Here is a 23838-nt window from a genome sequence, read left to right as displayed (position 1 = left end):
GGCCTACAGCCCCCGCAGGTAGGAGTCGACCGGCGACAAACGGCGCGTGGCGGCCGGCCCCCCTCGCATCTCCTCCCGGGTGAGCTCACGGCCCTTGCGCGCCATGGAGTTGACCAGGACCGGCGTGGACGCCCCGACGTACACCGCACCCCAGTAGGTGGTGGCCGGCAGCACCAGGGCCAGCAGCCCGCCCAGCCCGGCGAAGGCGAGCGACACCACCAGGTAGAAGCGTGACCACTGGAAGCGCTCGGGGTCCTGCCGGACCGCGTACAGACGAACGACCTCAGGCGCCAACGCCCCTGCCATACCCAGTAAGAAAATCAACGTGGACTTCATGCGTCTCACCGTAGAGGACGGGTCCCGACCGCTACCGCCGCTTCGTGCGACCAGGCACGGGACCGGAGCACGCACGAGGATTCGGTCTGTGTGATCATCTTTTCATGACCTCAGGACGCATCATCTTCCTCAATGGCACCTCCAGTTCGGGCAAGTCCAGCATCGCCCGCGAGCTGCTGGACATCCTGGACGACGGCGTCTTCTTCCACCTGGCCGTGGACGGCTTCAACGCGATGCGCACCAAGCGGCCGCTCGGGGAGCAGGAGCTCGACGGCGCGCTGCGGCGGACCCGCATGGGTTTCCACCGTTCGATCGCGGCCATGGCCGAGGCAGGCAACGACGTGGTGGTCGACCATGTGCTGAGCGAACCATGGCGCCTGCGGGACTGCCTGACGGTGCTGCGGCCCGAGGACGTCCTGTTCGTCGGTGTCCGCTGCCCGCTGGACGAACTCGCCCGGCGCGAGCAGGCCCGGGGGGACCGTCCGCCGGGCCTGGCGGCGCTCCAGTACGACCTGGTCCACACCCACGGGGACTACGACCTGGAGTGCGACACCGGTACGTCGAGCCCGCGCGAGTGCGCCCAGCAGATCAAGGACTTCCTGCCGAACCGCCCGAGCCCCACCGCCTTCAGCCGGCTGCGCGCGCACCTGGTCCGGCCGACGGAGTCGTTCCGCCGGCCGGACCCGGTGGTGGTACGTGACTGAGGCCGCCCGCAGGCGTTGAATCGGTCAGCAGGAGTCCCCGATCATCAGAGGAGCTGGCAGATGCTGTTCGGCAGCGAGCACGTCAGGCGCTACGTCGAGACCGACGGGGCGGAGGGCCACGACTGGGAGGGCACCACCGCGCTCATTCTCACCACCACCGGCCGCAAGAGCGGCAAGCAGCACGTCACTCCGCTGATCTACCAGCCCTACGGCGACGCGGTGTTGGTCGTCGCCTCCAAGGGCGGTGCCGATCAGCCGCCGGCCTGGTTCCTCAACCTGCAGGCGAACCCCGAGGTCCAGGTGCAGGTGCTGGGCGACCGCTACACCGCGCGTGCCCGCGTCGCGACCCCCGACGAGAAGCCGGAGATGTGGCGGACGATGACCGCGGCCTGGCCCGCGTACGACGAGTACCAGCTCAAGACCGAGCGGGAGATCCCGGTGGTCGTCCTGGACCGGATCTGACGGGACGTCACCGTCACTGTCTTACCGCGAACGGCCGGCCGGTTCTCAGAAGTCGAAGACCTGGCCGGTCGCCCGCAGCAGGTCGCACTCGTTGGTGAAGGTCTTCCGGTAGGAGACGTTTCGTCCGTCCCAGACGCCCTGGGCCGTGGCCAGGACGGGCAGGTAGAGGTCGGGGCAGAAGGAGTGCGCGGTCGGCAGGTCGCCGAAGTCGCCCTGCACGCCGATCAGGATGCCGCACGCGGCGGTGGCGTCCGGGTGGTCGCCACTGGGCGTCGGGCGACAGCTGAGGGTCACCGCCCGCTCCCCGATCGAGGCATCCTGCGGGACGGCGCCGCTCACCGTCAGCACCAGCGCGTTGGGCACCGTCGGTGCGGCGGCGGGGGCGCCGGCCGCGGACACCGGCCCCGCACCCACGGCCAGGACGGCCACCGCTGCCAGCACCGCTGCGAACGTGCTCCGGGTGGTACGCATATCGAACTCCTTTGGTCGACGGAACGGACGGGGCGTCCGAACTCCGGCAGTATCACCACACAAACTTGTCATGCTCCCAACCGGTGAGGCCGGAACGGCCAGTCGGACCGACCGCCCGTCGGCCGGAAATCCGCGCCTCCCCCGCACCATCCGCCACCGGCGCCCCGCCCGACTCCCCCGTCGTGCGCCACCCGCCCCCGCACGGAGTGCCACCCGCCGACAACCCCCGGCCGTCCGGCCACCCCGGAACGGCCGATACCCCCGCGAAAGGAAGCCGCCGCAGACGCCTTCGGCCGGCCTGGGCCGACAAAAGAAACCGGTCGCCCCCATTGTTGGCAATGGCCACCGCAGGCAAATGGGCGCCATCGCCGGCTGACTAATGAGAAAACTGCCCTTTTGTGCAGTCGAGGCACTCTCCACCGACATGAGTGACATCGCCACGCATTCACCCGTGACTGATGTTACTCATGTGACTCAGGATTCTGGCGATGCCCCTGAGGCACTCAGATACGCAAGCGCGAGGAGATGTCAACTCCCTTGCCAAGATCAAACTTTGACGAAGCACCGGGCTCTTGATGGAAACGTGACTAAGTGGAGTCCTCCGCGGACCTTCTCTCCGCTTGAGAAATGGGTCTCACTAGTAGCACTCCTCGCGCTGTTGCTCCAGGATGCAACTGAGCGCGGGAGATCCGGGTGGGGCTTTGGGGTTTCGCCGGCGTGCGCCCTGCGCAGAATGCTGCCGGACCGAAGGCAGTCACCTTCACGGTGTTCATGAATGGGAGAGGGGCGTCCACAGAATGACGAATCCGGCAGGACCACGAAGGGCAAGGACGGCGGCGGTACTTCTCGCCGTGCTGGCGGCCACCGCTGCGTGCACGAGCAGCAGTTCCGGCGGCGGCAAGGCCGCCGGCGACGGCCCGACCGGTGCGCCGGTCAAGGGTGGCGTGGTCCGGGTCGCCGAGGCGCCGTCCACGTTCCCGGACGCCATCTGGCCGTTCGACAGCCCGGCTCAGGTCACGACGGTGAACACCGGCCAGTTCCAGCAGTTGATGTACCGTCAGCTCTACTACTGGGGCCTGAACGACAAGGTCTCCCTGGACGAGGACGTCTCGCTCGGTGAGCAGCCCACCTGGAGCGCGGACGGCAAGACCGTCACCATCCAGGTCAAGCCCTGGAAGTGGTCCAACGGCGAGACGGTGACCGCCCAGGACGTGCTGTTCTGGGTCAACATGGCCAAGGCCGAGACGGCCAACAGCGGTTACTACACCCAGCCGAACCCGTCGATCAACGCCAAGTACTTCCCGGACAACGTGGCGACCGCGACCGCCGCCGGGCAGACCCTGACGATGACGCTCAACACCCCGGTCAGCCAGAGCTGGTTCCTGGACGACGAGCTCAGCCAGATAACCCCGATGCCGCTCGCCTGGGACGTCACCAGCGCCACGACCAAGGGCAGTTGCGCCACCGACGCGTTCGGCTCGGACGCCGCCACCGCCGACTGCACCGCCGACTACAACTACCTCAGCAAGGAGTCGACGAACGGCAGCAGCTACGTCGGCGGCGCGCTCTGGTCCGTGGTCAACGGCCCCTGGAAGCTCAAGAGTTACAACGGCACCTCCGGCGCCTACGACCTCGTGCCGAACACCACGTACTCCGGCCCGCAGAAGCCGTACCTCGACGAGGTCGACTTCGTCCCGTACACCTCGAACACCACCGAGTACGCGGACCTGAAGGCCGGCAGCTCGGGCGCCAACGCCATCAACTTCGGCTACCTGCCGGCCGAGGACGCCCCGGTCTACAACGCCAAGAACCCCGACCAGGGCAACCCGCTGAGCAGCGGCGGCTACTACATCCCCAACCCGACCTACCTGGACGCGATCTCGTATTACCAGATCAACTTCGCCAACCCGACGGTGGGCCCGCTCTTCAAGCAGGGCTACTTCACCAAGGCGGTCCAGGACACCGTGGACCAGCAGGGCATCATCAACGGCATCTGGAAGGGCTGGGGTTACCCGACCACCGGCGCCGTGCCCAGCATCCCGGCCGGTAACCCGCTCTCCCCGAAGGCGGCGGCCGAGCAGGCCACCTTCGACACCGCGGCCGCCAAGAAGCTGCTGACCGACCACGGTTGGAACACCAGCTCGTCGCCGGCCGTCTGCGCCAGCCCGGGCACCGCCGACAACCAGTGCGGCCCCGGCATCGCCGCCGGCGCCAAGGCCGCGTTCTCGCTGGACTACCCGTCCGGTTCGGCCTCGCTGGACACCATGGCCGCGGACCTGCACTCCGACGCCGCCAAGGCCGGTATCGACATCACCATGGTCAGCAAGACCCAGAACACCATCGGCAACGAGGGCGTGGCCTGCTCCCCGAGCGCGCCGACCGGCTGCCAGTGGCAGGGCCTGCTCTACGGCGGCTGGGTCTTCGCACCCGACTACAACCCCACCGGAGACGCGCTGTTCGCCACCGGCGCCGGCCCGAACATCTGGAGCTTCTCGGACCCGAAGCTCGACCAGCTGATCGTCAAGACCACGACCAGCAGCGACACCAACGACATGTACGCCTACGAGGACTACATCGCCAACGACCAGCCGGTCATCTACAACCCCAACGAGCTCGGAATCGGCGAGGTCAGCAAGAACCTGCACGTCGATGCGGGTGACCCGTTCCAGGGTGTCGAGCCGGAGTACTGGTACTACACCAAATGATGACTGACAGCACGCGGGTCACCGCGGTCCCCTTCGGGGGGCCGCGGTGACGGCCTACCTCTTCCGGCGGCTTCTGCAGTCCGTGGTCACGGTGCTCATGGTCACCGTCGTCTCCTTCGGCCTGATGAAGCTCATGCCGGGTGGACCGGTCCGAGCGATCCTCGGCTCCCACGCCACTCCGGCCAACATCGCCCATCTGACACAGCAGATGGGCCTGGACCGCCCGCTCTACGTGCAGTACTGGACCTGGCTCGACGGTCTGCTGCACGGCAACCTGGGCTTCGACTACGTCGTCCAACGCCCGATCTCCGACGTGCTGTTCAGCGCACTGGGCGCCTCGGCGTACATCGTCGGCGTCTCGCTGCTGCTGGCCCTGCTCATCGCGGTACCGGTCGGCATGGTCCAGGCCACCCGGCGCAACAGCGCAGTCGACCACGCCTTCACGGTGTTCTCCTTCGTCGCCTACGGCATCCCGACCTTCTTCGTCGGCTTCCTGATCCAGCAGTGGTTCGAGGACGACCTCCAGTGGGTCTCGGTGCAGAACCAGGTCTCCACCTTCACGGAGGCGCTGACCCATCCCGAGGCCATCTGCCTGCCCGTCCTCACCCTGACGATCACCACCGTGGCCGGCTACAGCCGCTACATGCGCTCGGGCGTCCTGGACCAGATCACCCAGGAGTACGTGCGCACCGCGAAGGCCAAGGGCGCCTCCGCGCGGCGCACGCTCTACGGGCACGTGCTGCGCAACGCGCTGATCCCGATGGTCACGCTGATCGGCCTCTCGCTGCCGGCCCTGGTCGGCGGCTCGCTGATCGTGGAGTTCGTCTTCAACATCCAGGGCATCGGCCTGGTGACCACCCGCGCGGCACAGCAGAACGACTACGGCATCACCCTGGCGGCGACCCTGCTGACGGCAGTGGTCACTGTCGTCGGGTCGCTGGTGGCCGACGTCAGCTACGCGGTGCTGGACCCCCGAGTGAGGCTGACCTGATGACGCTCGCACCCGAAACCACGGCAGAGCCGCCCGTAGCCCCGCCCGGCAGCGAGCCGGACGAGGCGCCGCGCTCGATGCTCCGGCGCGGCTGGGAGGTCTTCGCGGAGAACAAGCTGGCCCTGGCCGCCGTCGCCATCCTGGCGCTGATCATCGGCTTCTGCTTCATCGGCCCGCTCTTCTACCACTCGGACACCTCGGTGGTGAACCTCTCCGCCGTCACCCAGTCACCCGGCACCGGACACCCGCTCGGCACCGACAACGACGGTATCGACGAGCTCGGCAAGCTGATGGTCGGCGGCCAGACCAGCCTGGAGATCGGCCTGGCGGCCGGCTCGATCGCCGCCATCGCCGGCGCGCTGTACGGCGCGGTCGCCGGCTTCGTCGGCGGCTGGATCGACGCGCTGATGATGCGTGTCATCGACTCCATGATGTCCTTCCCGCTGATCTTCCTGCTGATCTACCTCAGCAGCGTCTACGGCAAGAGCAAGGGCATGCTGATCCTGGAGGTGGGCCTCACCTCGTGGTTCGGCATCACCCGCCTGGTGCGCGGCGAGGCCCTGGCGATCAAGGTCCGGGACTACGTGGACGCCTCGCGGATGATGGGGTCCGGTGGCACCCGGATCATCTTCAAGCACATCCTGCCCAACACCATCGGCACCACCATCGTGAACACCACGTTCTCGATCGCCGACGCGGTCTTCGCGCTCTCCACGCTGAGCTACATCGGCCTGGGCCTGCAGGCGCCGAACAACGACCTGGGCGGAATGCTCGACGTCGGCACCAACTACGCCAGCCAGGGCTACTGGTGGATGATCTATCCGCCGGCCGTCGTGATCATCCTGATCATCCTGAGCTTCAACGTGATCGGCGACGCGCTGCGCGACGCCTTCGAATCCCGACTGCAGAAGAGGTGACCCGGATGACCACACCACTCGTCCCGATCACCCTGGAGGGCCGGCTGTGGCACTGCTAGAAGTGATCGGCCTGCGCACCGAGATCCGGTTGAAGCGCTCGGTCGTCCACGCGCTGGACGGCATCGACCTCAGCGTCGACGCGGGGGAAACCCTGGGCATCGTCGGCGAGTCCGGCTGCGGCAAGACCATGACCGCGATGTCGATCATGCAACTGCTGCCCAACGGCGGCAACGTGGTCGGCGGTGAGATCCGGCTGGACGGCCGCGACCTGCTGTCGCTGAGCGCGCAGGAGATGGACTCGGTCCGCGGCAACGACATCGGCATGATCTTCCAGGACCCGACCACGTCGCTCAACCCGACGATGACCATCGGCCGGCAGATCTCCGAATCCGTGCGGATCCACCGCGGCGCCTCCAAGAAGGAGGCGCACGAACGCGCCGTCGAGGCACTCTCGTTGGTCGGCATGCCCAGTCCCGCCCAGCGCGCGCTGGTCTACCCGCACGAACTCTCCGGCGGCATGCGCCAACGCGCGATGATCGCCATGGCGCTGGCCAACGAGCCCAAGCTGCTCATCGCCGACGAGCCGACGACCGCCCTGGACGTCACCATCCAGAAGCAGATCCTGGAGCTCATCGACAACCTGAAGCAGCAGCTCGGCATGGCGGTCATCCTGGTCACCCACGACCTGGGCGTGATCGCGGGCCGGGCGGACAAGATCGCCGTCATGTACGCGGGCAAGGTCGTGGAGACCACCAGCACCAGGGCGCTCTTCGCCAACCCGCGGCACCCGTACACCGAGGCGCTGTTCCAGTCGCTGCCCGAGCGCAGCGCCGAGTCCGGGGACCGGCTCTACTCGATCCCCGGCCTGCCGCCGGACCTGACGAAGCCGCCGACCGGCTGCCGGTTCGCCGCGCGCTGCCGCTACGCCGTCGACGACTGCCGCACGAACGAGCCGCCGCTGGCCGGCACCGACGAGCAGCACCGCTTCGCCTGCTTCCTGCCGGTCGGCGCCCCCGTGTACCGCACCGAGGCCGAACCGGTGGCGGCCCCCACGGCCGACGCCGTGGTCACCGAGCGGATCCGCGAGTCGCGCGACCGGACCCAGGCCGAGACGCTGCTGCGCATCGAGGGCCTGGTCAAGGACTATCCGGTGACCGCCGGGCTGGTGCTGCGCCGCAAGGTCGGCGCGGTCAGCGCGGTGGCGGACGTGTCGCTGAGCGTCCATCAGGGCGAGACCGTCGGCCTGGTCGGCGAGTCCGGCTGTGGCAAGACCACCGTCGGCAAGCTCATCGTCGGCCTGGAGAAGCCCACCGGCGGCAGCCTGCTCTTCCAGGGCAGGGACCTGGCGCAGGCGCCGCGGACCGAACGGCGGCGCCTGCGCCGCGACGTCCAGCTGATGTTCCAGGACTCCTACGCGGCGATGAACCCGCGGATGCTGGTGCGCTCGGTGATGCGCGAGCCGCTGGACATCCACCGGGTGGACAGCCCGGCCGAGCGCGACCGGCGGATCAGGGAGATCTTCGACCTGGTCGGCCTGCCGCTCAGCGCCCTGGAGCGCTATCCGCACGAGTTCTCCGGCGGACAGCGCCAGCGCGTCGGGCTCGCCCGTGCCCTGGCGCTGCGGCCCAAGCTGATCGTCGCGGACGAGCCGGTCTCGGCGCTGGACGTGTCGATCCAGTCGCAGGTGCTGAACCTGATGCGCGACCTGCAGAGCGAACTCGGGCTGTCATACCTGTTCATCTCGCACGACCTGTCGGTGATCCGCTACCTGTCCGACCGGATCGGCGTGATGTACCTGGGCAAGCTGGTGGAGATCGGCCCGGCGGAGTCGGTGTACTCCAACCCCGTGCACCACTACACCCGCGGCCTGCTCGACACCATCCCGGTGGCCGACCCGGCGGTGGAGGCGGCCAAGAGCAGCCAGGGCATCGCCGGTGAACTGCCCTCCGCGATCGATCCGCCCTCCGGCTGCCGGTTCCGCACCCGCTGCCCGGCGGCGCAGGAGATCTGCGCGCAGGTGGAGCCGAAGCTGACCGCGTACGGCCCGGACAACCACCTCGCGGCCTGCCACCTGCCGCTGCGGCCCGCGGCGGCGGCCTCCGAGGAGGTGCAGCCGGCGCTGGTGTGACGGGCTCGTCCGCGTGTTCCGGCCGTCGTGAGGTGTCGGCGGCCGGAACACGGGCCAGGATGATCGGTGACAGGCTCTGCTCAGGATCTTGCACCGGAAGGTGGCCCGTGGACACCGTGGCGGCTGTGCTGTTCGCGTTGCTGACCACCCTCAGCAACGCGCTGGCGACCGTGCTGCAGCGCAAGGCCGCCCGCCGGGTGCCCGCCGCCGACGGCCTGCGGTGGAGCCTGATCACCCGGCTGATGCGCCAGCGGGTCTGGCTGGCCGGGATCGCGGCGGTCGGCGCGGCGGCCTGCTTCCAGGCGCTGGCGCTGGCCAACGGGCCGCTCTCGGTGGTGCAGCCGGTCTTCGTGCTGGAGCTCCCGGCGGCGCTGTTGCTGGCCGGGGTGATCCTGCACCGCCGGCTCGCCGCCGACGTCTGGCGGGCGACGGCCTGCATCACCGTGGGCCTGGGGATCGCCCTCTGGGCGGCCTCGCCGAGCGAGGGGCACGCGGGTGACGCGGTGCCGGCCGGCCGCTGGCTGCTGGTGCTGGTCTGCTGCCTGTCGGCGGCGGCCGCGCTGACGGCGCTGGCGGCGGCGCGCGGGCCCGGACCGGTACGCGCCGCGAGCCTCGCTCTGGCCGCGGCGGTCTGCTACGCGCTGACCGCGGCGCTGCTGAAGACCTCCGCGCTGCGCTGGGAGGCGGACGGCGCCGCCGGGTTCTTCGCCGCCTGGCAGACGTACGGCTTCGCCGTCGTGGGCGTGGCCGCGCTGTTCCTGCTGCAGAACGCGCTGCAGTCCGGCTCGCTGGTGTTCTCCCAGCCCGCCCTGACGCTGGGCGACGCGGGCACCAGCGTCGCGCTGGGCATGGTCCTGTACGGCGAACGGATCCGCGGCGGCTGGTGGGCGCTGGTGGAACTGGCCGGCGCGGGCCTGATCCTGGCCGGGCTGGTGATGCTCAGCCGCTCACCGCTGGCCCACGAGCTGGCCGCTCCCGATCCACAGGAGGCGCAGGCGCAGCCGCAGGCGGCCGGACGCTGAGCGGCGCACTCGCGGCAGCGCACTCGCGGGGCACCGGGAGGTACCGCACGATGGAGGGGCGGGGCCGAACGGGTGGGCGCGCAGTGGGCGCGCCCGGCAGAAGGGCCAGGCAGCCACCATGTCCGTGTCCGAGGAGAGCGCGAGCCAGGTCGGCCAGCCGGCGCCCGACGCCCGGCCCGACGACCATGTGATCATCCTGTTCGGCGCGACCGGCGATCTGGCGCGCCGCAAGCTGCTGCCCGGGCTGTTCCATCTCGCCCGGGCCGGTCTGCTGCCGCCGCGCTACCGGATCGTCGGCTCGGCGCCCGCGCAGTTCGCGCTGACCGACGAGCAGTTCCGCCGCCACGCCCGCGAGGCCGTCCAGGAGTTCGGGCTGAGCGCACCGGACGGCACGCCCTGGCAGGCCTTCGAAGCCGCGCTGAGCTTCGGCGCCGCCGACCCCGGGGACCCGCGGCCGCTGCTGGAGGCCGTCCAGCGGGCCGAACGGGCCGTCGGTGGCGCGCCCAGGCGGGTGTGCCACCTCGCGGTGCCGCCGGCCGCCTTCCAGTCGGTGATCGCGATGCTCGGCGACACCGGCCTGGCGACCGGCGCCCGGGTGATCGTCGAGAAACCGTTCGGCACCGACCTGGCCTCGGCCCGGGCACTGAACCAAGCGGTGCACGCGGTCTTCACCGAGGAGCAGGTCTTCCGCATCGACCACTTCCTCGGCAAGGAGTCGGTGGACAACATCCTGGCGCTGCGCTTCGCCAACGGGCTCTTCGAGCCGATCTGGAACCGGTACCACATCAGCCACGTGCAGATCGACGTGCCCGAGACGATCGGGATCGAGGGCCGCTCGCAGTTCTTCGAACAGACCGGCACCTACCGGGACATGATCGTCACCCACCTCTTCCAGCTGCTCGGCTTCGTCGCGATGGAACCGCCGACCTCGCTGGACGCCAAGCCGCTGCGCGACGAGACCGCGAAGGTCTTCCAGGCCCTGGAGCCGGTGGACACCACGCACGTCGTGCGCGGCCAGTACACCGGCTACCGCGAGGAACCCGGCGTCGACCCGTCCTCGCAGACCGAGACCTTCGTCGCGCTGCGGGCGATGGTCGACAACTGGCGCTGGGCCGGGGTCCCGTTCCACCTGCGGTCGGGGAAGGCCATGGGCCAGCGCCGCCAGGTCGTCACGCTGCACTTCCGCAAGCCGCCGCTGCGGATGTTCCCCGACTCCCCCGCCGGGCCGCACGCCCAGCGTGCCAACGCGCTGGTCATCGACTTCGACGACCCCGGCTGGATCAGCGTCCGCTTCCTGGTGAAGGAGCCCGGACCGGCGATGCACCTGAGCGCGGCGGAGATGACCTTCCGCTACGCCGACTCCTTCCGCAACCGGCACGGCCTGGAGGGCTACGAACGGCTGTTGCTGGACGCGATGCTCGGCAACCAGGCGCTCTTCACCCGCTCGGACGGCATCGAGCGACTGTGGGAGATCTCCACCCCCCTGCTCGACAACCCGCCGCCCGTCCAGCCCTACCCCCAGGGCGGTTGGGGCCCGGACGCGATCCGCCGGGAGATCGCCCCGCACCACTGGTACCTGCCGGACGGCCACCAGGGGTAGCCGTCCGGCAGGTAGAGGTCGGTCAGAACGCGACGATGCCCTCGCCGCCGACCGCGTCGGGCACGGTCACCGAGTCCAGCGCGGTGAGCGAGCCGTCGGCGTTGACCTGGAACTCGTCAACGATTCCGGCCGCGCCGGTCTGGACATAGAGGAAACGACCGTTGTCGGAGGCCGCCGAGTCGACGGTTCCCGGGTGGGTGGCGGTGTTTCCCAGCGGTTCCAGCACGCCGCCGTTGCCGATCCGGAAGCCGCTGACCGTCGCGCTGCCCGCGTTGGAGGCGTAGACGGTGCGCCCGATCAGGGTGTCCCAGCAGGTGGCGGCCTGGCCGGTGGGCGCGGCGCCCGACTGGGTGGCGGTGCCGTCCGGGTTGACCATCACGGTGGCCACGGCGTTCGGGCCGGCCTGGGCGACCAGCAGGTGCGGGCCGTGCTGGACGAAGCCGAAGGGCACCGTGCCGCTCTGCACGGTGGTCACCGGGGCGTCGGCGGGGGCGCCCTCGTGGTCGAGCGCGAAGACCAGCAGGCTGTTGCCGTTGGCCTTGGTCGTCACGACCAGCTGCGAGCCGTCCGCGATGATCCCGACCTGGCCCGGGGTGTGGGTGAACTGCGGTGTGGCGTCCGGGTCCAGGCCCAGGCAGCGGTTCCAGTCCGCGCGCGGGCTCAGCCGGCGGTCGTGGACGGTGAAGCCCTGCACCGAGCCGCCGTCCAGCGCGTTCAGCACGTAGACGACGTCGTCGTGGACGGCGACGCTGACCGGGAACCGGCCGCCGGAGCCGACGATCTGACGCTGCGTCAGCCTGTCGCCGTCGACCGAGAAGACGGTGACGGTGTTGCTGCCGGCGTTCACCGCGTAGAGCAGCGCGTGGCGCGCGTCGTAGGTGAGCGAGCCCTGCGAGGCCAGGTGGTCGACGACCGAGCCGTCCAGCACGCCGCCCAGGCCGCCGGTGGCGTAGCTGCCGGCCGCGGTCAGCCGGCCGTCCTGCGCGCGGTGGTAGGCGACGATCCGGTTGCCCGCCGGATCGTCCGTCTGGACGAACACGGCATGGCGGGCGCCGCGCGACTGGTCGTCGCCGCGGTGCTCGGCGGCGCTGACGGAGGGGGCGAGGGCGGCGGTCGTCGCGAGCGCGGTCACGGTGACGATGCCGAGTCGGGTGAGCATGGGCACGGGGTGAGGCCTCCTTGGGAAACCGGACTGATGTCCTGCAACGAGGGGGGACGAGGGGCGAGGGGACCGCTGCGGACCCGATCTCGCCGGGGCCGCGTCAGCTCGAAGCGCCCGAATCTCAATGTATATGACGGTATGTCCGAATTATCCCGTCCTCGCCCTGGACATTACACCGGCTGGGACCGCTGCCTGGCGCACGCCCGGCCGGTGCTCGGAGATGGTTCACGGCTCCGGCGCGGGCGCGGGGCTCCAACCGGCCGGGACGCAGGGGGCGGCCCGCCGGGGCGCGCGCGGGCGGCCGGAATCGACCGGCGGTAGAGCGGCCGGGACCCTGGGAGGAGACGTGCCGGTCCCGGCCGCAGGCGGTGGCCGCTGGCACGCGCCGGCCTGCCGGCGACCCCGCTCTCGGGGTGGTTGGGATCGCCGTGACCGGAATGCTAGCCCGGCGCCGGACCGGTGAGAAGGCCTTTGACCAGCGGGTTTCCGGTCACGGACATGCCACACCACCCACGGCGGCGCCACCGCCACGGGGTGTCATGACGGACCTGGCGCGCGGTTTGTGATGACACCCCGTCAGTGTCCGGTGGCCGTTAAGCCGTGTCTGACGGGGTGAAGCGGACCGGCAGGGCGACCGGTCCCCGGGTGATGCCGGCCGGAATCCACTCGATCTCGTCGGCCGGGACGGCAAGGCTCAGATCGGGCAGCCGCCGCAGCAGCGTGCCGAGGGCGATCACGCCCTCCAGCCGGGCGAGCGGGGCGCCCAGGCAGTGGTGCAGGCCATGGCCGAACGAGAGGTGGCGGCTGTCGGCGCGCGCCACGTCCAGCTCGTCCGGGCGGGCGCCGCCGTCGCGGCCGACCGAGGTGAGCGCGATGTGCACGACGTCGCCCGCCGAGATCCGGGCGCCGCCGAGGACCAGGTCGGCGGCGGCGAAGCGCGGTGGGGTGATCTCCACCGGCGCGTCGTAGCGCAGGAACTCCTCCACCGCAGAGGGCATCAACTCCGGCTGATCCTTCAGGAGTTGCAGCTGCTCCGGGTGGGTCAGCAGGGCCCGCACGGCGTTGCCGAGCAGGTTGACCGTGGTGTCGTGCCCGGCCACCACCAACAGCACGGCGGTGCCCAGCAGTTCGACGTCCGACAGGCCGCCGTCGTCCTCGTCGTGCACCGCCACCAGGGCGGAGAGCAGGTCGCCACCCGGGGTGCGGCGCTTGGCGGCCACCAACTCAGCCAGAAAGCGCGTCAGTTGCTCGGCGCCGATGCGCTGGAGTCCCGGCGGGTTGCCGAGCGCCTGCTGCGACCACCGCCGGAACTCCTCCCGGCGGTCCACCGGCACGCCCAGCAGTTCGCAGATCACCGACATCGGCAGCCGCCCGGTGAAGCTCTCCACCAGGTCGGTGCGGCCCAGCGGCGCGACGGCGTCCAGCAGGTCGTCGGTGATCTGCTGGACGCGCGGGGCGAGTTCGGCCGTCCGGCGGGGCGAGAAGGCGCCGGCCACCAGCCTGCGCAGGCGGGTGTGCTCCGGCGGGTCGACGGTCAGCATGTTGCCGCCCAGCCCGACGCCGGGCAGGTGGGAGGTGTAGCCGGCGGCCTCCAGCGCCGCGCGGGCCGGGCTCGGGTCCTTGCCGAGCGCCGGATGGGTGAAGGCCTCCCGGGCCGCGTCGTAGCCCACCACCAGCCAGCCCGTCATCCCGCCGGCCAGCCGCACCCGGTGCACCGGGCCGCGCTCGCGCAGCTGCGCGTAGCGGGCCTGCGCGTCGGTCTTGAAGGCCCGCGCGCCGATCTGCGGGAGATCCGCCGCGTCCTCGGGCGGTGGACCGGGGTTCGTCGTCGTCATCGCGTCCGCTCGGCTCGGGGGCGGTGGTCGCAGACTCCTACCCGCCCCCGGGCCCGGGTACACGGACCGGCCCGTCAGGCCGGCACGAGGATCCCCAACGCGCCGGGCAGGACCCGCACTTCGGCTGGCAGCGGCCCCACGCGGTCGCCGTCCGCGTAGGCGTTGATGCCCGCCGACTCGATGCGCAGCGAGGCGGTGCGGTACGTCGCGACCTCCGAGCGCCGCACATGGGTGCCCCGGAAGACGGTCGGGAAGAACCGCACCAGGGTGCGCCTGGGCATCGCGCGCACCAGCGTGACGTCCAGCAGCCCGTCCGCGTGATCGGCCCCGGGGCAGATCGCCATCCCGCCGCCGTAACTGCGGGTGTTGCCGACCGCGGCGAGGGTCAGCTGCTCCCGCACGACCGTCCCGTCCGCCAGCACCAGGCGGAAGTCCAGCGGACGCAGGCCCGCCAACTCGACCAGCATGGCGAGGTTGTAGCGCATCCGGCCGCGCGGCCAGGTCAGCCGGTTGGCCCGGTCGCTGACCAGCGAGTCGAAGCCGGCGGCCAGCACCGAGCCGAAGTGGCGGACGGTGCCGTCGGCGGCGTCGATCCGCCCGACGTCCACCGTCAGGACGTTGCCGTCGGCCACCACGTCGGCCGCCGCCTCCGGGTCCTTCAGCGGCAGGCCGTACTCGCGGGCGTGGTCGTTGCCGGTGCCGGCCGGGATGACGCCGAGCGCGACGTCCGAGCCGGTCAGCGCCTGGAGGGCGAGCGCGATCATGCCGTCGCCGCCGGCCACCACCAGCGCGTCCACGCCGTCGCCGACCGCCTCGCGGGCCAGCCGGGCGGCGTCCTGCGGGTCGCTGCCCGCCACCGTCGAGACCTGAATGCCGCGCTCGCGCAGCCGGGCGGCGGCACGGGCCGCGGCCCGGTCGGCATGGCCGCTGCCGGCAGCCGGGTTCGTCAGCAACACGACGGTCGCGATCGGCCGCCGGACCGGCGCCGCGGTCACGGGATCAGCTTGCCGGGGTTGAGGATCCCGGCCGGGTCGACCGTGTTCTTGACCGCGCGCAGGATCGCCACGCCGAGGTCACCGATCTCCTGCGCCATCCAGGGCCGGTGGTCGGCGCCGACCGCGTGGTGGTGGGTGATGGTCCCGCCGGTCGCCATGATCGCGTCGCAGGCCGCCTGCTTGGCCGCCGCCCACTGCTCGATCGGGTCGCCCTGCTGGGCGCCGAGGACGGTGAAGTAGAGCGAGGCGCCGGTCGGGTAGACGTGCGAGATGTGGCACATCACCAGCGAGGTGCTGCCGCTCTCCTGCAGCGCGCCCTGCAGCGCGGCGGTCACCGCGGTCTTCAGCGCCGCCAGGTTCGACCAGTCGGTGGCGGTCTCCAGCGTCTCGCACAGCGCGCCGCAGTCCAGCAGCGCGTCGCGCAGGTAGGGCGCGTTGAACCGGCCGTGCTCCCAGGCCTTGGCCGGCTCCTCGCCCAGCGAGCTCCCGCCGGCCGCCAGCAGCGCCGCGCGGGTCGCCTCGTGGCGGGCCCGGGTCTGCTCGTCCGTCCCCTCGAAGACGGTGACCGCCAGGCAGCCGGCGGCGACCTGGTCCCCGCCGATCTTCTCCGTCATCGCCAGGTTGACGCCGGTCTCGATCTCGTCGGAGAGCCGCAGCACGGTGGGTCCGGTGCCCTGCTGCTCGACGGCGCGCAGCGCGGCGGCGCCGGTCGCGAAGTCCGGGAAGCTCCAGGCCTCGTGGACCTTGACGGCGGGCAGCGGGTGGACCCGCAGGCGCACCGCCGTGATCACGCCGAGGGTGCCCTCGGAGCCGATGAACAGCTGGCGCAGATCGGGGCCGGCCGCCGAGGCGGGCGCCCGGCCGAGGTCGAGCGCGCCCGCCGGGGTGACCACCCGCAGGCCGCGCACCATGTCGTCGAAGCGGCCGTAGCCGGCCGAGTTCTGGCCGGAGGACCGGGTGGCCGCGAAGCCGCCGACGGTCGCGTAGCGGAAGCTCTGCGGGTAGTGGCCGAGCTCGAAGCCGCGCGCCGCGAGCAGTTCCTCGGCCTGCGGGCCGGTCAGCCCCGCACCGAGGACGGCCTCGCCGGACACCTCGTCCAGCGCGAGGAGCGCGTCGAAGCGGCGCAGGTCCAGCGAGAGGACGGCGGTGAACGCGCCGCGGATCGGGTCGACCCCGCCGACCACGCTGGTACCGCCGCCGAACGGGACGACCGCGATCCGGCGCCGCGAGCAGTGCGCGAGGACGGCGGCGATCTCCTCCTCCGTGCCGGGCAGGACGACGGCGTCGGGGGCGTTCTGCGGCTCGCGGCTGCGCCGGCGCAACAGGTCCGGGGTGGACTTGCCGCCCGCGCGGGGCAGCCGGTCGGCGTCGGCCGCGCTGACGTTCCACTCGCCGACGATCCGGGCCAGCGCGCTGAGGTCCTGCTCGGGCAGCGCGCTGGGGCGCAGCACCACCTCGTCGGCGGTCGGCGCGCTGCCGTCCGGGCCCGAGACACCGAGCAGCTGTTCGAGCAGCGCCTTGATGTCGTCGGACAGTGGCTTGGCCAGCGCCGGGTCACCCCAGGCGTCCCAACTCATCGGCGGGAGCGGCAGCTTGGCCGCCGCCGGGGCGGATCCGGGGTGCATGTCTGAGGGCATGCGTTACAGTGTTCCACATCATGTCAAGTAGCCACGCAGAGCCAGCCGGCCCGGAACCCGTCCGCGACACCGGCCCCGACGCCGCCCGCAGCGTCGACGACGCGATCCTCGACGCGGCGGCCGAACTGGTCGTCGCCCTGGGCCTGCGCCGCACCCAGCTGGCCGAGATCGCCCGCCGCGCCGGGGTCAGCCGCCCCACGGTCTACCGCCGCTGGCCGGACGTCCGCGCGGTGATCGGCGCGCTGCTCACCCGTGAGATCCACGCCACCCAGGCCGACGTGCTGCGGGCCGGCGACGACCGGGAGTCGGTGGTCGCCTGGATCGTGGAGGTCGCGGTGCGGGTGCGCGAGCACGCCGTCCTGGGCGCGCTGCTGCGCTCGGACGCGGACGTCCTGCTCGAATACGTGGTGGAGCGGCTCGGCACCAGCCAGCGCGGACTCCTCGACGCGCTGCGCGAGGCCGTCGAGCGCGGCCAGCGGCAGGGTTCGATCCGCCCCGGCGAGCCGACCGAGCTGGCCACCATGGTGCTGCTCATCGCCCAGTCCACCGTCCAGTCCCACCGGATGGTCGCCCAGCTGCTCCCCGAAGCGGCCTGGCGCCGCGAACTGGCCACCGCACTGAACGGATACCTCACGCCATGACCCGTCACGCCGGCACCACCGTCCTCGACGCCCGCCGCCGCGCCGAGGAGCTCGACGCACTCGCCGACGGCGGGCAGATCGACCTGCTCGTCATCGGCGGCGGCGTCACCGGCGCCGGCGTGGCCCTGGACGCGGCCTCGCGCGGCCTGCGGACCGTGCTGGTCGAAGCGCGCGACCTGGCGTTCGGCACCAGCCGGTGGAGCTCCAAACTCGTCCACGGCGGCCTGCGCTACCTCGCCTCCGGGCGGGTCGGGGTGGCCCGGGAGAGCGCGGTGGAGCGCGGCATCCTGATGACCCGCACCGCCCCGCACCTGATCCGCGCGCTGCCGCAACTCGTCCCGCTGCTGCCCTCGGTGAGCCGGGGTCAGGCCGCCCTGGTGCACACCGGATTCCTGGCCGGCGACGCACTGCGCCTCAGCGCCCGCACGCCGGCCGCCGTGCTGCCCCGGGCCCGCCGGGTCGGCGCGGCCGAGGCGGCGACGCTGACGCCGGCCGTCCGCACCGCCGGGCTGCGCGGCGCGCTGGTCGCCCACGACGGCCAACTGGTCGACGACGCACGGCTGGTGGTGGCGATCGCGCGCACCGCCGCGCAGTGCGGGGCGACCGTCCTGACCCGGGTCCGGGCCGATGGCGTCACCGGCGACCGCGCGCAGCTGACCGACACGCTCACCGGCCGGACGCTGGAGGTCTCGGCGCGCGCCGTCGTCAACGCCGCCGGCGTCTGGGCCGGCGAGGTGGACGACTCGATCCGCCTGCGCCCCAGCCGCGGCACCCACCTGGTCTTCGACGCCGCCGCGCTCGGCCACCCGCGGGCCGCGCTGACCGTCCCCGTCCCCGGCTCGACCAGCCGGTTCGTCTTCGCGCTCCCCCAGCAGCTGGGACGGGTCGTGCTCGGCCTCACCGACGAGGACGCCCCCGGCCCGATCCCGGACGAGCCCGTCCCCACCGACGGCGAGATCGACTTCCTGCTCGCGACCATCAACACCGCGCTGCGCCGCGAGCTGACCCGCGAGGACGTCCGGGGCGCCTTCGCCGGCCTGCGACCGCTCATCGACGCCGGGGGCGGCGAGACCGCCGACCTCTCCCGCCGGCACGCCGTCCGCGAGTCGCCGTCGGGCGTGATCACCGTGGTCGGCGGCAAGCTGACCACCTACCGGGCGATGGCCGAGGACGCCGTCGACGCCGCGCTGCGCGCCCGCGGCCTCACCGCGGCGCCCTGCCGCACCCGCCACCTCCCGCTCGTCGGCGCCCCCGGCCACGCCGACAGCCGGCCGGCCGCGACGGCCGGGCTGCCCGCCTCGCTGGTCGCCCGGCACGGCGACGGCGCCGGCGCCGTCCGCGACGCGGCCCGCACCGCCCGCCCGCTGGAGGCGATCGCCGAGGGCCTCGACGTGACACGGGCCGAGGTGGAGTACGCGCTGACCCACGAGGGCGCGCTCGACGCCTCGGACATCCTGGACCGCCGCACCCGGATCGGCCTGGTCCCGGCCGACGCGGAGCGCGCCCGCGCCGCCGTGCAGGAGATCGTGGCCGAACACCAGGTGTCGTAGCCGGCACTCTTCCTCTGGCAGCAGATCCCCGCCGACCCTCTGACCCAACTTCCCTCCCCATGAGCCGAGTTGCCAGCAGTCAATCATCGCCAAAAGGTCTGGACCGACTGGACTAGACCTTAATGGTCCAGACCCTTGACGGGTGCAGCCGGGAGTGCCACGGTACAACCGAGCCCTCAGCGGGGTGTCCCGAGAAGCGCCGTCTCAGTGCGTTCCCCCACTGCTCTGAGCCGGTCTGTCCGTACGGCAGGGCACGTCCCGCCGTGGGTCGTTCGCTCGTCCGCGATCGAAGGGATCGATCCACCATGCACGCACACTCCACCCGACGGGGCTTAGGCGCCGGCCTCGCCACCGTCCTCCTGCTCGCCGGTGTCGCGGCCTTCGCCGGCAGCGGTTCGGCCGTCGCCGACCCGAACACGACCACCGCGGTGAGTTCCGGGCCCGCCACCTTCACCCAGGCGGTCCCCACCGGGCAGCCCTCGCAGTACAACCTCCCGCTGGAGCGGTGCGCCAACGGGGTCAACTACCCCATCAGCGGTGCCAATCCGGTCCTCAGCGAGCCGCTGACCACCCAGTTCACCAGCAACGTGGGCCTGTCGGAGTACGTGAGCTTCAGCGGCAACCAGTACTACGGCGACTGGACGTTCACGTTCACCAACACCTCCTCCCAGGTGCTCTCCACGGACTGCGCGCTGCTGGTCTTCCGCGCGCCGTCCGGCTCCGACAACCACGGGTACACGGCCACCCAGCAGTACGGCCACCCCCAGGAGGACTACCTGGAGGTGCCGCGCGGCGACGGGACGTCCTTCTACATCGCCCGCCTCGACTTCCACGACGTGCCGCTGGTCCAGCGCCAGGTCACGCCGGGGCAGTCCTTCACCTACTCGCTCGGCGGCATCCCCAGCTCCGCGATCACGCTCGCCCAGATCCGCGACTCGCTGAAGTTCACCGCCGACCTCAACCTGTTGGCCAACCAGTCGCTGGTGCAGCACTACGGCACTGACCGGCTGACCAACTAGGCACTGCCGAAAGGCCGAAGAGCACAGCCGACCACGCTCGGCGGGCGGGCGTCGACACGACGCCCGCCCGCCGAACACGGCCCGGCACAGCCGCGATGACCAACCATGGAGTGACGTTGCGCCGCGAACCGAACCGGCGGGCCGCAGTGGGGGTGGTGGCCGCCCTGGCGCTCATCCCGGTGGCGGCCACCGGATGCTCGAGCACGCCCCGGCCGAGCCGACCCACCGCACCGCCCATGCCCCAGTCGCTCCAGGCCGACTCGGTCGCCACCGAGGAGTTCGGGCTGCTGGCCGGCGGCGGCTGGGCCCAGGCCTGGAGCCTGTGGGCCGACAGTGCCCAACAGGTCCTGGCCCAGGCCGACTTCGTCCGGCTCAACACCCAGTGCAGGCCGGCCCTGGGCATCCCCTACGCGATCGACACGACCACGACCGTCGACCCGGCCACGGTACGGGTGGACTGGCACCGCGCCGGCGCCACCGGGAGCAACACCCTGCTCTACCAGGGCGGCAAGTGGCGCTTCGTTCCGGACGCCGGCTCGTTGGCGGACTACCGCCTCGGCGTCGACCAGCTGGTCCAGCAGAGACGGGCCGCAGGCGCATGCCACTGACCTCACCGACCACGCCGACCACGCCGACCACGCCGACCACGCCACTGCGGCGCCTCGCCACCGTCGGCGCCCTGACGCTCGGCGTCCTCCTCGCGCTGCTCGCCCTGGCCGGACCGGCCGCCGCGCACGCGGACCTCGTCTCCGCCTCCCCGTCGAACGGGACCGTCGTCGCCACCGAGCCGCACCGGGTGACGCTCACCTTCTCCGAGGAGGTGACACTGGCGCTGAGCTCGCTCAAGGTGATCGGGCCCGACGGCCACCGGGTCGACAACGGGCCTGCCAGGGCAGCGGATTCCGGCGGCGACGGCATCACCGTCGACCTCTCCGCCATCCCGCAGCAGGGCACCTTCGTCATCGACTGGCGAGCCACCGCGGCCGACGACGGGCACGCCACCTCCGGCACGCTCACCTTCTCGGTGGGCGCGCCCAGCCGGACCACCGCGGCCGGCCCGTTCGGCGCCCCGGACCGGGTGACCGACGCGGTCCTCGACCTGGCCATCTGGCTGGGCCTGGCCGGGCTGGCCCTGCTGGTCGGATCCGCGGCGATCCGCCTGCACTGCCTGCGCCTCGCCCCCGACAACGCGGCTGAACCCGGCGCCGACGCCACCCTGCGCCGGCCCGCCACCGTTGGCTGGGCGGCGCTGCTCCTGGGCGCGCTGGTCCAGCTCTTCGTCCACGGGCCCGCCACCCAGGGCGAGTCACTCGCGCACACCCTCGACCGCACACTGCTGTCCGCGACCCTCGCCACCCGCGAGGGGCACGCGTTGGTCGCCCGCGTCGTCCTGCTGGCCCTGATCGCGGCAGTCGGTGAACCGCTCCTGCGCCGTGCCGCACGCGGTGGCGCGGTCGCGGCCGTCCTGCTGACACTCGCCCTCGCCACCACCTGGAGCGCGATCAGCCACGCCGCCGACGGACCCCTGGTGCCACTGGCCCTGGTGGTCACGACGCTGCACGTCACCGCGATGGCCGTGTGGGCCGGCGGACTCCTCGCCCTCGCGGTCCTCCTGACCCGCCGGACCGGAGCAAACCTGGCGGCCACCGCCACACGGTTCTCCCGCCTCGCCCTGGTCTCGGTGGCGGTGCTGGCGGCCACCGGGCTCTACCAGGCGTTCCGCGAGGTCGGCAGCCTCGACGCACTGACCGCAACGCCCTACGGCAGGCTGCTGCTGGTCAAGACGTCCGTCTTCCTGCTGGTGATCGCCGCAGCAGCCGCGAGCCGCGCCCACCTGTCCCGGGCGCAGTGGCAGAGCCGGACCACCGCGTCCCTGCGCCGCTCCGTCCTGCTCGAACTCGCGGGCGTGACAGCCGTCCTGGTGGTCACCGTGCTGCTGATCGGCACGGCCCCGTCCCGCGACACCCAGACCCCCGGCAACCCCCCGGCCGCCGCCTGCGCACAGGCCCCCGGCGCCTGCTGACGCGAGGCGGCACCTGCGTCTCGACCTCGGCGACCTCACCGGGCCGCGGGGTGGGGTTTTGCCGTCTTGGCAAATTTTCTACCGGCGCGGTCCGTGCACACGTGATCCTCAGGGCCAGGACACCCATCCTCCCGAACTCCCAGCCCGGAGGCACCTCATGCACGACACCCCGCCACCCCCACCCGCGCCCGTCACCCCGCACAGACGCTGGACGGTCCTTGCCGTCTGTTCCCTGAGCCTGTTCGTGGTCGGCCTCGACACGACGATCGTCAACGTGGCGCTGCCCTCGATCGGATCCGGCCTGCACATCGGAACCCGCGCTCTGGAGTGGACCGTTGACGCCTACACCCTCGTTCTGGCGAGTTTCCTGATCTCCTCGGGGGCGCTCGCCGACCGGATCGGACGGCGGCGGGTGTTCCGGCTCGGCCTGGTCGTGTTCGGCACGTCGTCGGCGGCGTGCGCGCTGGCGCCGTCCATCGGCGTGCTCATCGCGGCCCGGGCCGTCCAGGGCGTCGGCGGCTCGATGCTCAGTCCGGTCGCCCTGGCGATCGTGGTGAGCGCGATCACCGACCGCAGGGAACGGGCCCGGGCCATCGGGGTCTGGGCGGCGGTCTTCGGCCTGAGCATGGCCACCGGGCCCACGGTGGGCGGTGCGCTCATCGCGGGCCTCGGCTGGCGTTCGGTGTTCTGGGTCAACGTCCCCGTCATCGCGGTGGCGCTGGTGCTGACAGCGGTGTTCGCGCCGGAGTCCCGCGCCGAGCGGCCGCGCCGCTTCGACGTCCCCGGGCAGCTGCTGCTCGTCGCGGCGGTCGGCGGGTCGGTGGCGCTGCTCATCGAGGGGCCGCGGATCGGCTGGCTGTCCACCACGGCGACGGCCGGCTACGTCTGCGTCGCGGCGGCGACGGCGGGCTTCGTACGGACCGAGTCGCGGCGCGGCGAACCGCTGATGGACCTCCAGCTGTTCCGGCGGCCCTCGTTCACCGCCGCCGTGGTCGGGGCGGTGCTGCTGTTCGTCGCCCTCAGCGCCACGCTGTTGCTCAACACCCTCTACCTGCAGCACGCCAGGGGCCTGAGCGCGGTCGCGGCCGGCGTCGTCACCCTGCCGATGGCCGTCTCCGCCACGGTCTGCGCACCGCTGTCGGGGCTTCTCGTCGCCCGGGTCGGTCCGCGGCTGCCGCTGCTGCTGGCGGGCGGCTCCCTGGCCACCGGCGGCCTCTGCCTGGTGTTCGTGGACAACGACACCAGTCTGCTGGTGCCGGCCCTGTCCGCCCTGCTGGTCGGCGTCGGCTTCGGCTTCGCGAACGCGCCGATCACCAACACCGCGGTCAGCGGCCTGCCCGCCGCGCGAGCCGGATTCGCGGGCGGAATCACCTCCACCGCACGGCAGTTCGGGGCAGCCCTCGGCGTCGCCATCGCCGGCGGCATCGTCGCCGGAGTGTCCGACGGCGCGCTCGCCCACGCCAGCCGCCCCGGCTGGGTCGTGGTCGCCGCCTGCGGGCTGCTCCTCCTGGTCGTCGCCGGCCTGTCACCGGCGCACCGGGCGAGCGCGTAGAGCGCGGCGCCCCCGCTTCACCCGTTCGAGGGATCCACCCGCCCGGCCGCCGAGCGCGGGATCGGTTCTGCACCGCCGGCGGCCCGGT

The 23838-nt window shown here is 72.1% G+C and carries 20 protein-coding genes; 14 read left to right on the top strand and 6 right to left on the bottom strand.

Annotated elements, in window-relative coordinates; translation table 11 throughout:
• Positions 1–3: 3 nt before the first annotated feature.
• Complete coding sequence (locus BS80_RS27925) at positions 4–306, bottom strand: hypothetical protein (protein WP_157536640.1); 303 nt, start codon at positions 304–306, stop codon at positions 4–6.
• 134 nt (positions 307–440) lie between these two features.
• Between BS80_RS27925 and BS80_RS27920 the strand changes: the two genes are divergently transcribed.
• Entirely contained in the window at positions 441–1040 is a 600-nt protein-coding gene (locus BS80_RS27920) for a chloramphenicol phosphotransferase CPT family protein (RefSeq protein ID WP_051967279.1), read from the top strand.
• A gap of 60 nt (positions 1041–1100) precedes the next feature.
• Positions 1101–1502 carry a nitroreductase family deazaflavin-dependent oxidoreductase gene (locus BS80_RS27915; protein WP_035803308.1) on the top strand — a complete coding sequence of 134 codons (402 nt, stop codon included), beginning with the start codon at positions 1101–1103 and terminating at the stop codon, positions 1500–1502.
• A 45-nt stretch (positions 1503–1547) separates the two neighbouring features.
• Here BS80_RS27915 and BS80_RS27910 read toward each other — a convergent pair whose 3' ends face one another.
• The gene (locus BS80_RS27910) at positions 1548–1973 is read right to left on the bottom strand and encodes a subtilase-type protease inhibitor (protein WP_035803306.1); all 426 of its coding nucleotides are present in this window, start codon (positions 1971–1973) and stop codon (positions 1548–1550) included.
• A gap of 797 nt (positions 1974–2770) precedes the next feature.
• Here BS80_RS27910 and BS80_RS27905 point away from each other — a divergent pair.
• The 6 genes from BS80_RS27905 to zwf all read left to right on the top strand — a co-directional run bounded on the left by BS80_RS27905 (position 2771) and on the right by zwf (position 11336).
• The gene (locus BS80_RS27905; protein WP_198045640.1) at positions 2771–4678 is read left to right on the top strand and encodes an ABC transporter substrate-binding protein; all 1908 of its coding nucleotides are present in this window, start codon (positions 2771–2773) and stop codon (positions 4676–4678) included.
• A 46-nt stretch (positions 4679–4724) separates the two neighbouring features.
• On the top strand, positions 4725–5669 hold the full coding sequence (locus tag BS80_RS27900) for an ABC transporter permease (protein ID WP_035803303.1): 945 nt from the start codon (positions 4725–4727) through the stop codon (positions 5667–5669).
• Positions 5669–6586 (top strand): ABC transporter permease, encoded by a 918-nt coding sequence (locus BS80_RS27895; RefSeq protein ID WP_035803301.1) that lies wholly within the window; start codon positions 5669–5671, stop codon positions 6584–6586. Before BS80_RS27900 ends, BS80_RS27895 begins: the two co-directional genes overlap by 1 nt.
• A gap of 46 nt (positions 6587–6632) precedes the next feature.
• Positions 6633–8714: an ABC transporter ATP-binding protein gene (locus BS80_RS27890; protein WP_051967278.1), complete on the top strand. Its 2082-nt coding sequence runs from the start codon at positions 6633–6635 to the stop codon at positions 8712–8714.
• A gap of 107 nt (positions 8715–8821) precedes the next feature.
• Positions 8822–9736 carry a DMT family transporter gene (locus BS80_RS27885; protein ID WP_035803299.1) on the top strand — a complete coding sequence of 305 codons (915 nt, stop codon included), beginning with the start codon at positions 8822–8824 and terminating at the stop codon, positions 9734–9736.
• A 118-nt stretch (positions 9737–9854) separates the two neighbouring features.
• Positions 9855–11336: a glucose-6-phosphate dehydrogenase gene (zwf, locus tag BS80_RS27880; RefSeq protein ID WP_051967277.1), complete on the top strand. Its 1482-nt coding sequence runs from the start codon at positions 9855–9857 to the stop codon at positions 11334–11336.
• Positions 11337–11358: 22 nt separating this feature from the next.
• Here zwf and BS80_RS27875 read toward each other — a convergent pair whose 3' ends face one another.
• The 4 genes from BS80_RS27875 to BS80_RS27860 form a co-directional block, all read right to left on the bottom strand.
• Positions 11359–12495 (bottom strand): lactonase family protein, encoded by a 1137-nt coding sequence (locus tag BS80_RS27875; RefSeq protein ID WP_035803297.1) that lies wholly within the window; start codon positions 12493–12495, stop codon positions 11359–11361.
• Between the two features lie 596 nt (positions 12496–13091).
• On the bottom strand, positions 13092–14333 hold the full coding sequence (locus BS80_RS27870; RefSeq protein ID WP_035803295.1) for a cytochrome P450 family protein: 1242 nt from the start codon (positions 14331–14333) through the stop codon (positions 13092–13094).
• A gap of 74 nt (positions 14334–14407) precedes the next feature.
• Positions 14408–15328: a diacylglycerol kinase gene (locus BS80_RS27865; protein ID WP_051967276.1), complete on the bottom strand. Its 921-nt coding sequence runs from the start codon at positions 15326–15328 to the stop codon at positions 14408–14410.
• Positions 15325–16965 carry an FAD-binding oxidoreductase gene (locus BS80_RS27860; protein ID WP_408607437.1) on the bottom strand — a complete coding sequence of 547 codons (1641 nt, stop codon included), beginning with the start codon at positions 16963–16965 and terminating at the stop codon, positions 15325–15327. Before BS80_RS27860 ends, BS80_RS27865 begins: the two co-directional genes overlap by 4 nt.
• Before the next feature lie 20 nt (positions 16966–16985).
• On the opposite strand from BS80_RS27860, the gene BS80_RS27855 reads away from it, so the two are divergent.
• From BS80_RS27855 to BS80_RS27830, 6 genes are all read left to right on the top strand, one after another.
• Positions 16986–17606, top strand: a complete 621-nt coding sequence (locus BS80_RS27855) for a TetR/AcrR family transcriptional regulator (protein ID WP_035804096.1) — start codon at positions 16986–16988, stop codon at positions 17604–17606.
• Positions 17603–19156 carry a glycerol-3-phosphate dehydrogenase/oxidase gene (locus BS80_RS27850; protein ID WP_035803293.1) on the top strand — a complete coding sequence of 518 codons (1554 nt, stop codon included), beginning with the start codon at positions 17603–17605 and terminating at the stop codon, positions 19154–19156. The genes BS80_RS27855 and BS80_RS27850 overlap by 4 nt, the downstream gene beginning before the upstream one ends.
• Positions 19157–19461: 305 nt before the next feature.
• Positions 19462–20175 (top strand): hypothetical protein, encoded by a 714-nt coding sequence (locus tag BS80_RS38105; RefSeq protein ID WP_051967275.1) that lies wholly within the window; start codon positions 19462–19464, stop codon positions 20173–20175.
• A 236-nt stretch (positions 20176–20411) separates the two neighbouring features.
• Positions 20412–20783, top strand: coding sequence for a hypothetical protein (locus BS80_RS42075; RefSeq protein WP_198045639.1), 372 nt, complete (start codon positions 20412–20414; stop codon positions 20781–20783).
• Entirely contained in the window at positions 20774–22198 is a 1425-nt protein-coding gene (locus BS80_RS27835) for a copper resistance CopC/CopD family protein (protein WP_051967274.1), read from the top strand. The genes BS80_RS42075 and BS80_RS27835 overlap by 10 nt, the downstream gene beginning before the upstream one ends.
• Positions 22199–22355: 157 nt before the next feature.
• Positions 22356–23750, top strand: coding sequence for an MFS transporter (locus tag BS80_RS27830; RefSeq protein WP_051967273.1), 1395 nt, complete (start codon positions 22356–22358; stop codon positions 23748–23750).
• Positions 23751–23838: the final 88 nt, after the last annotated feature.

Source organism: Kitasatospora mediocidica KCTC 9733 (genome assembly GCF_000744225.1).
Classification (GTDB): domain Bacteria; phylum Actinomycetota; class Actinomycetes; order Streptomycetales; family Streptomycetaceae; genus Kitasatospora; species Kitasatospora mediocidica.
The sequence above is the reverse complement of the archived record's forward strand: the minus strand, read 5'-3'. Positions and strand labels throughout refer to the sequence as shown.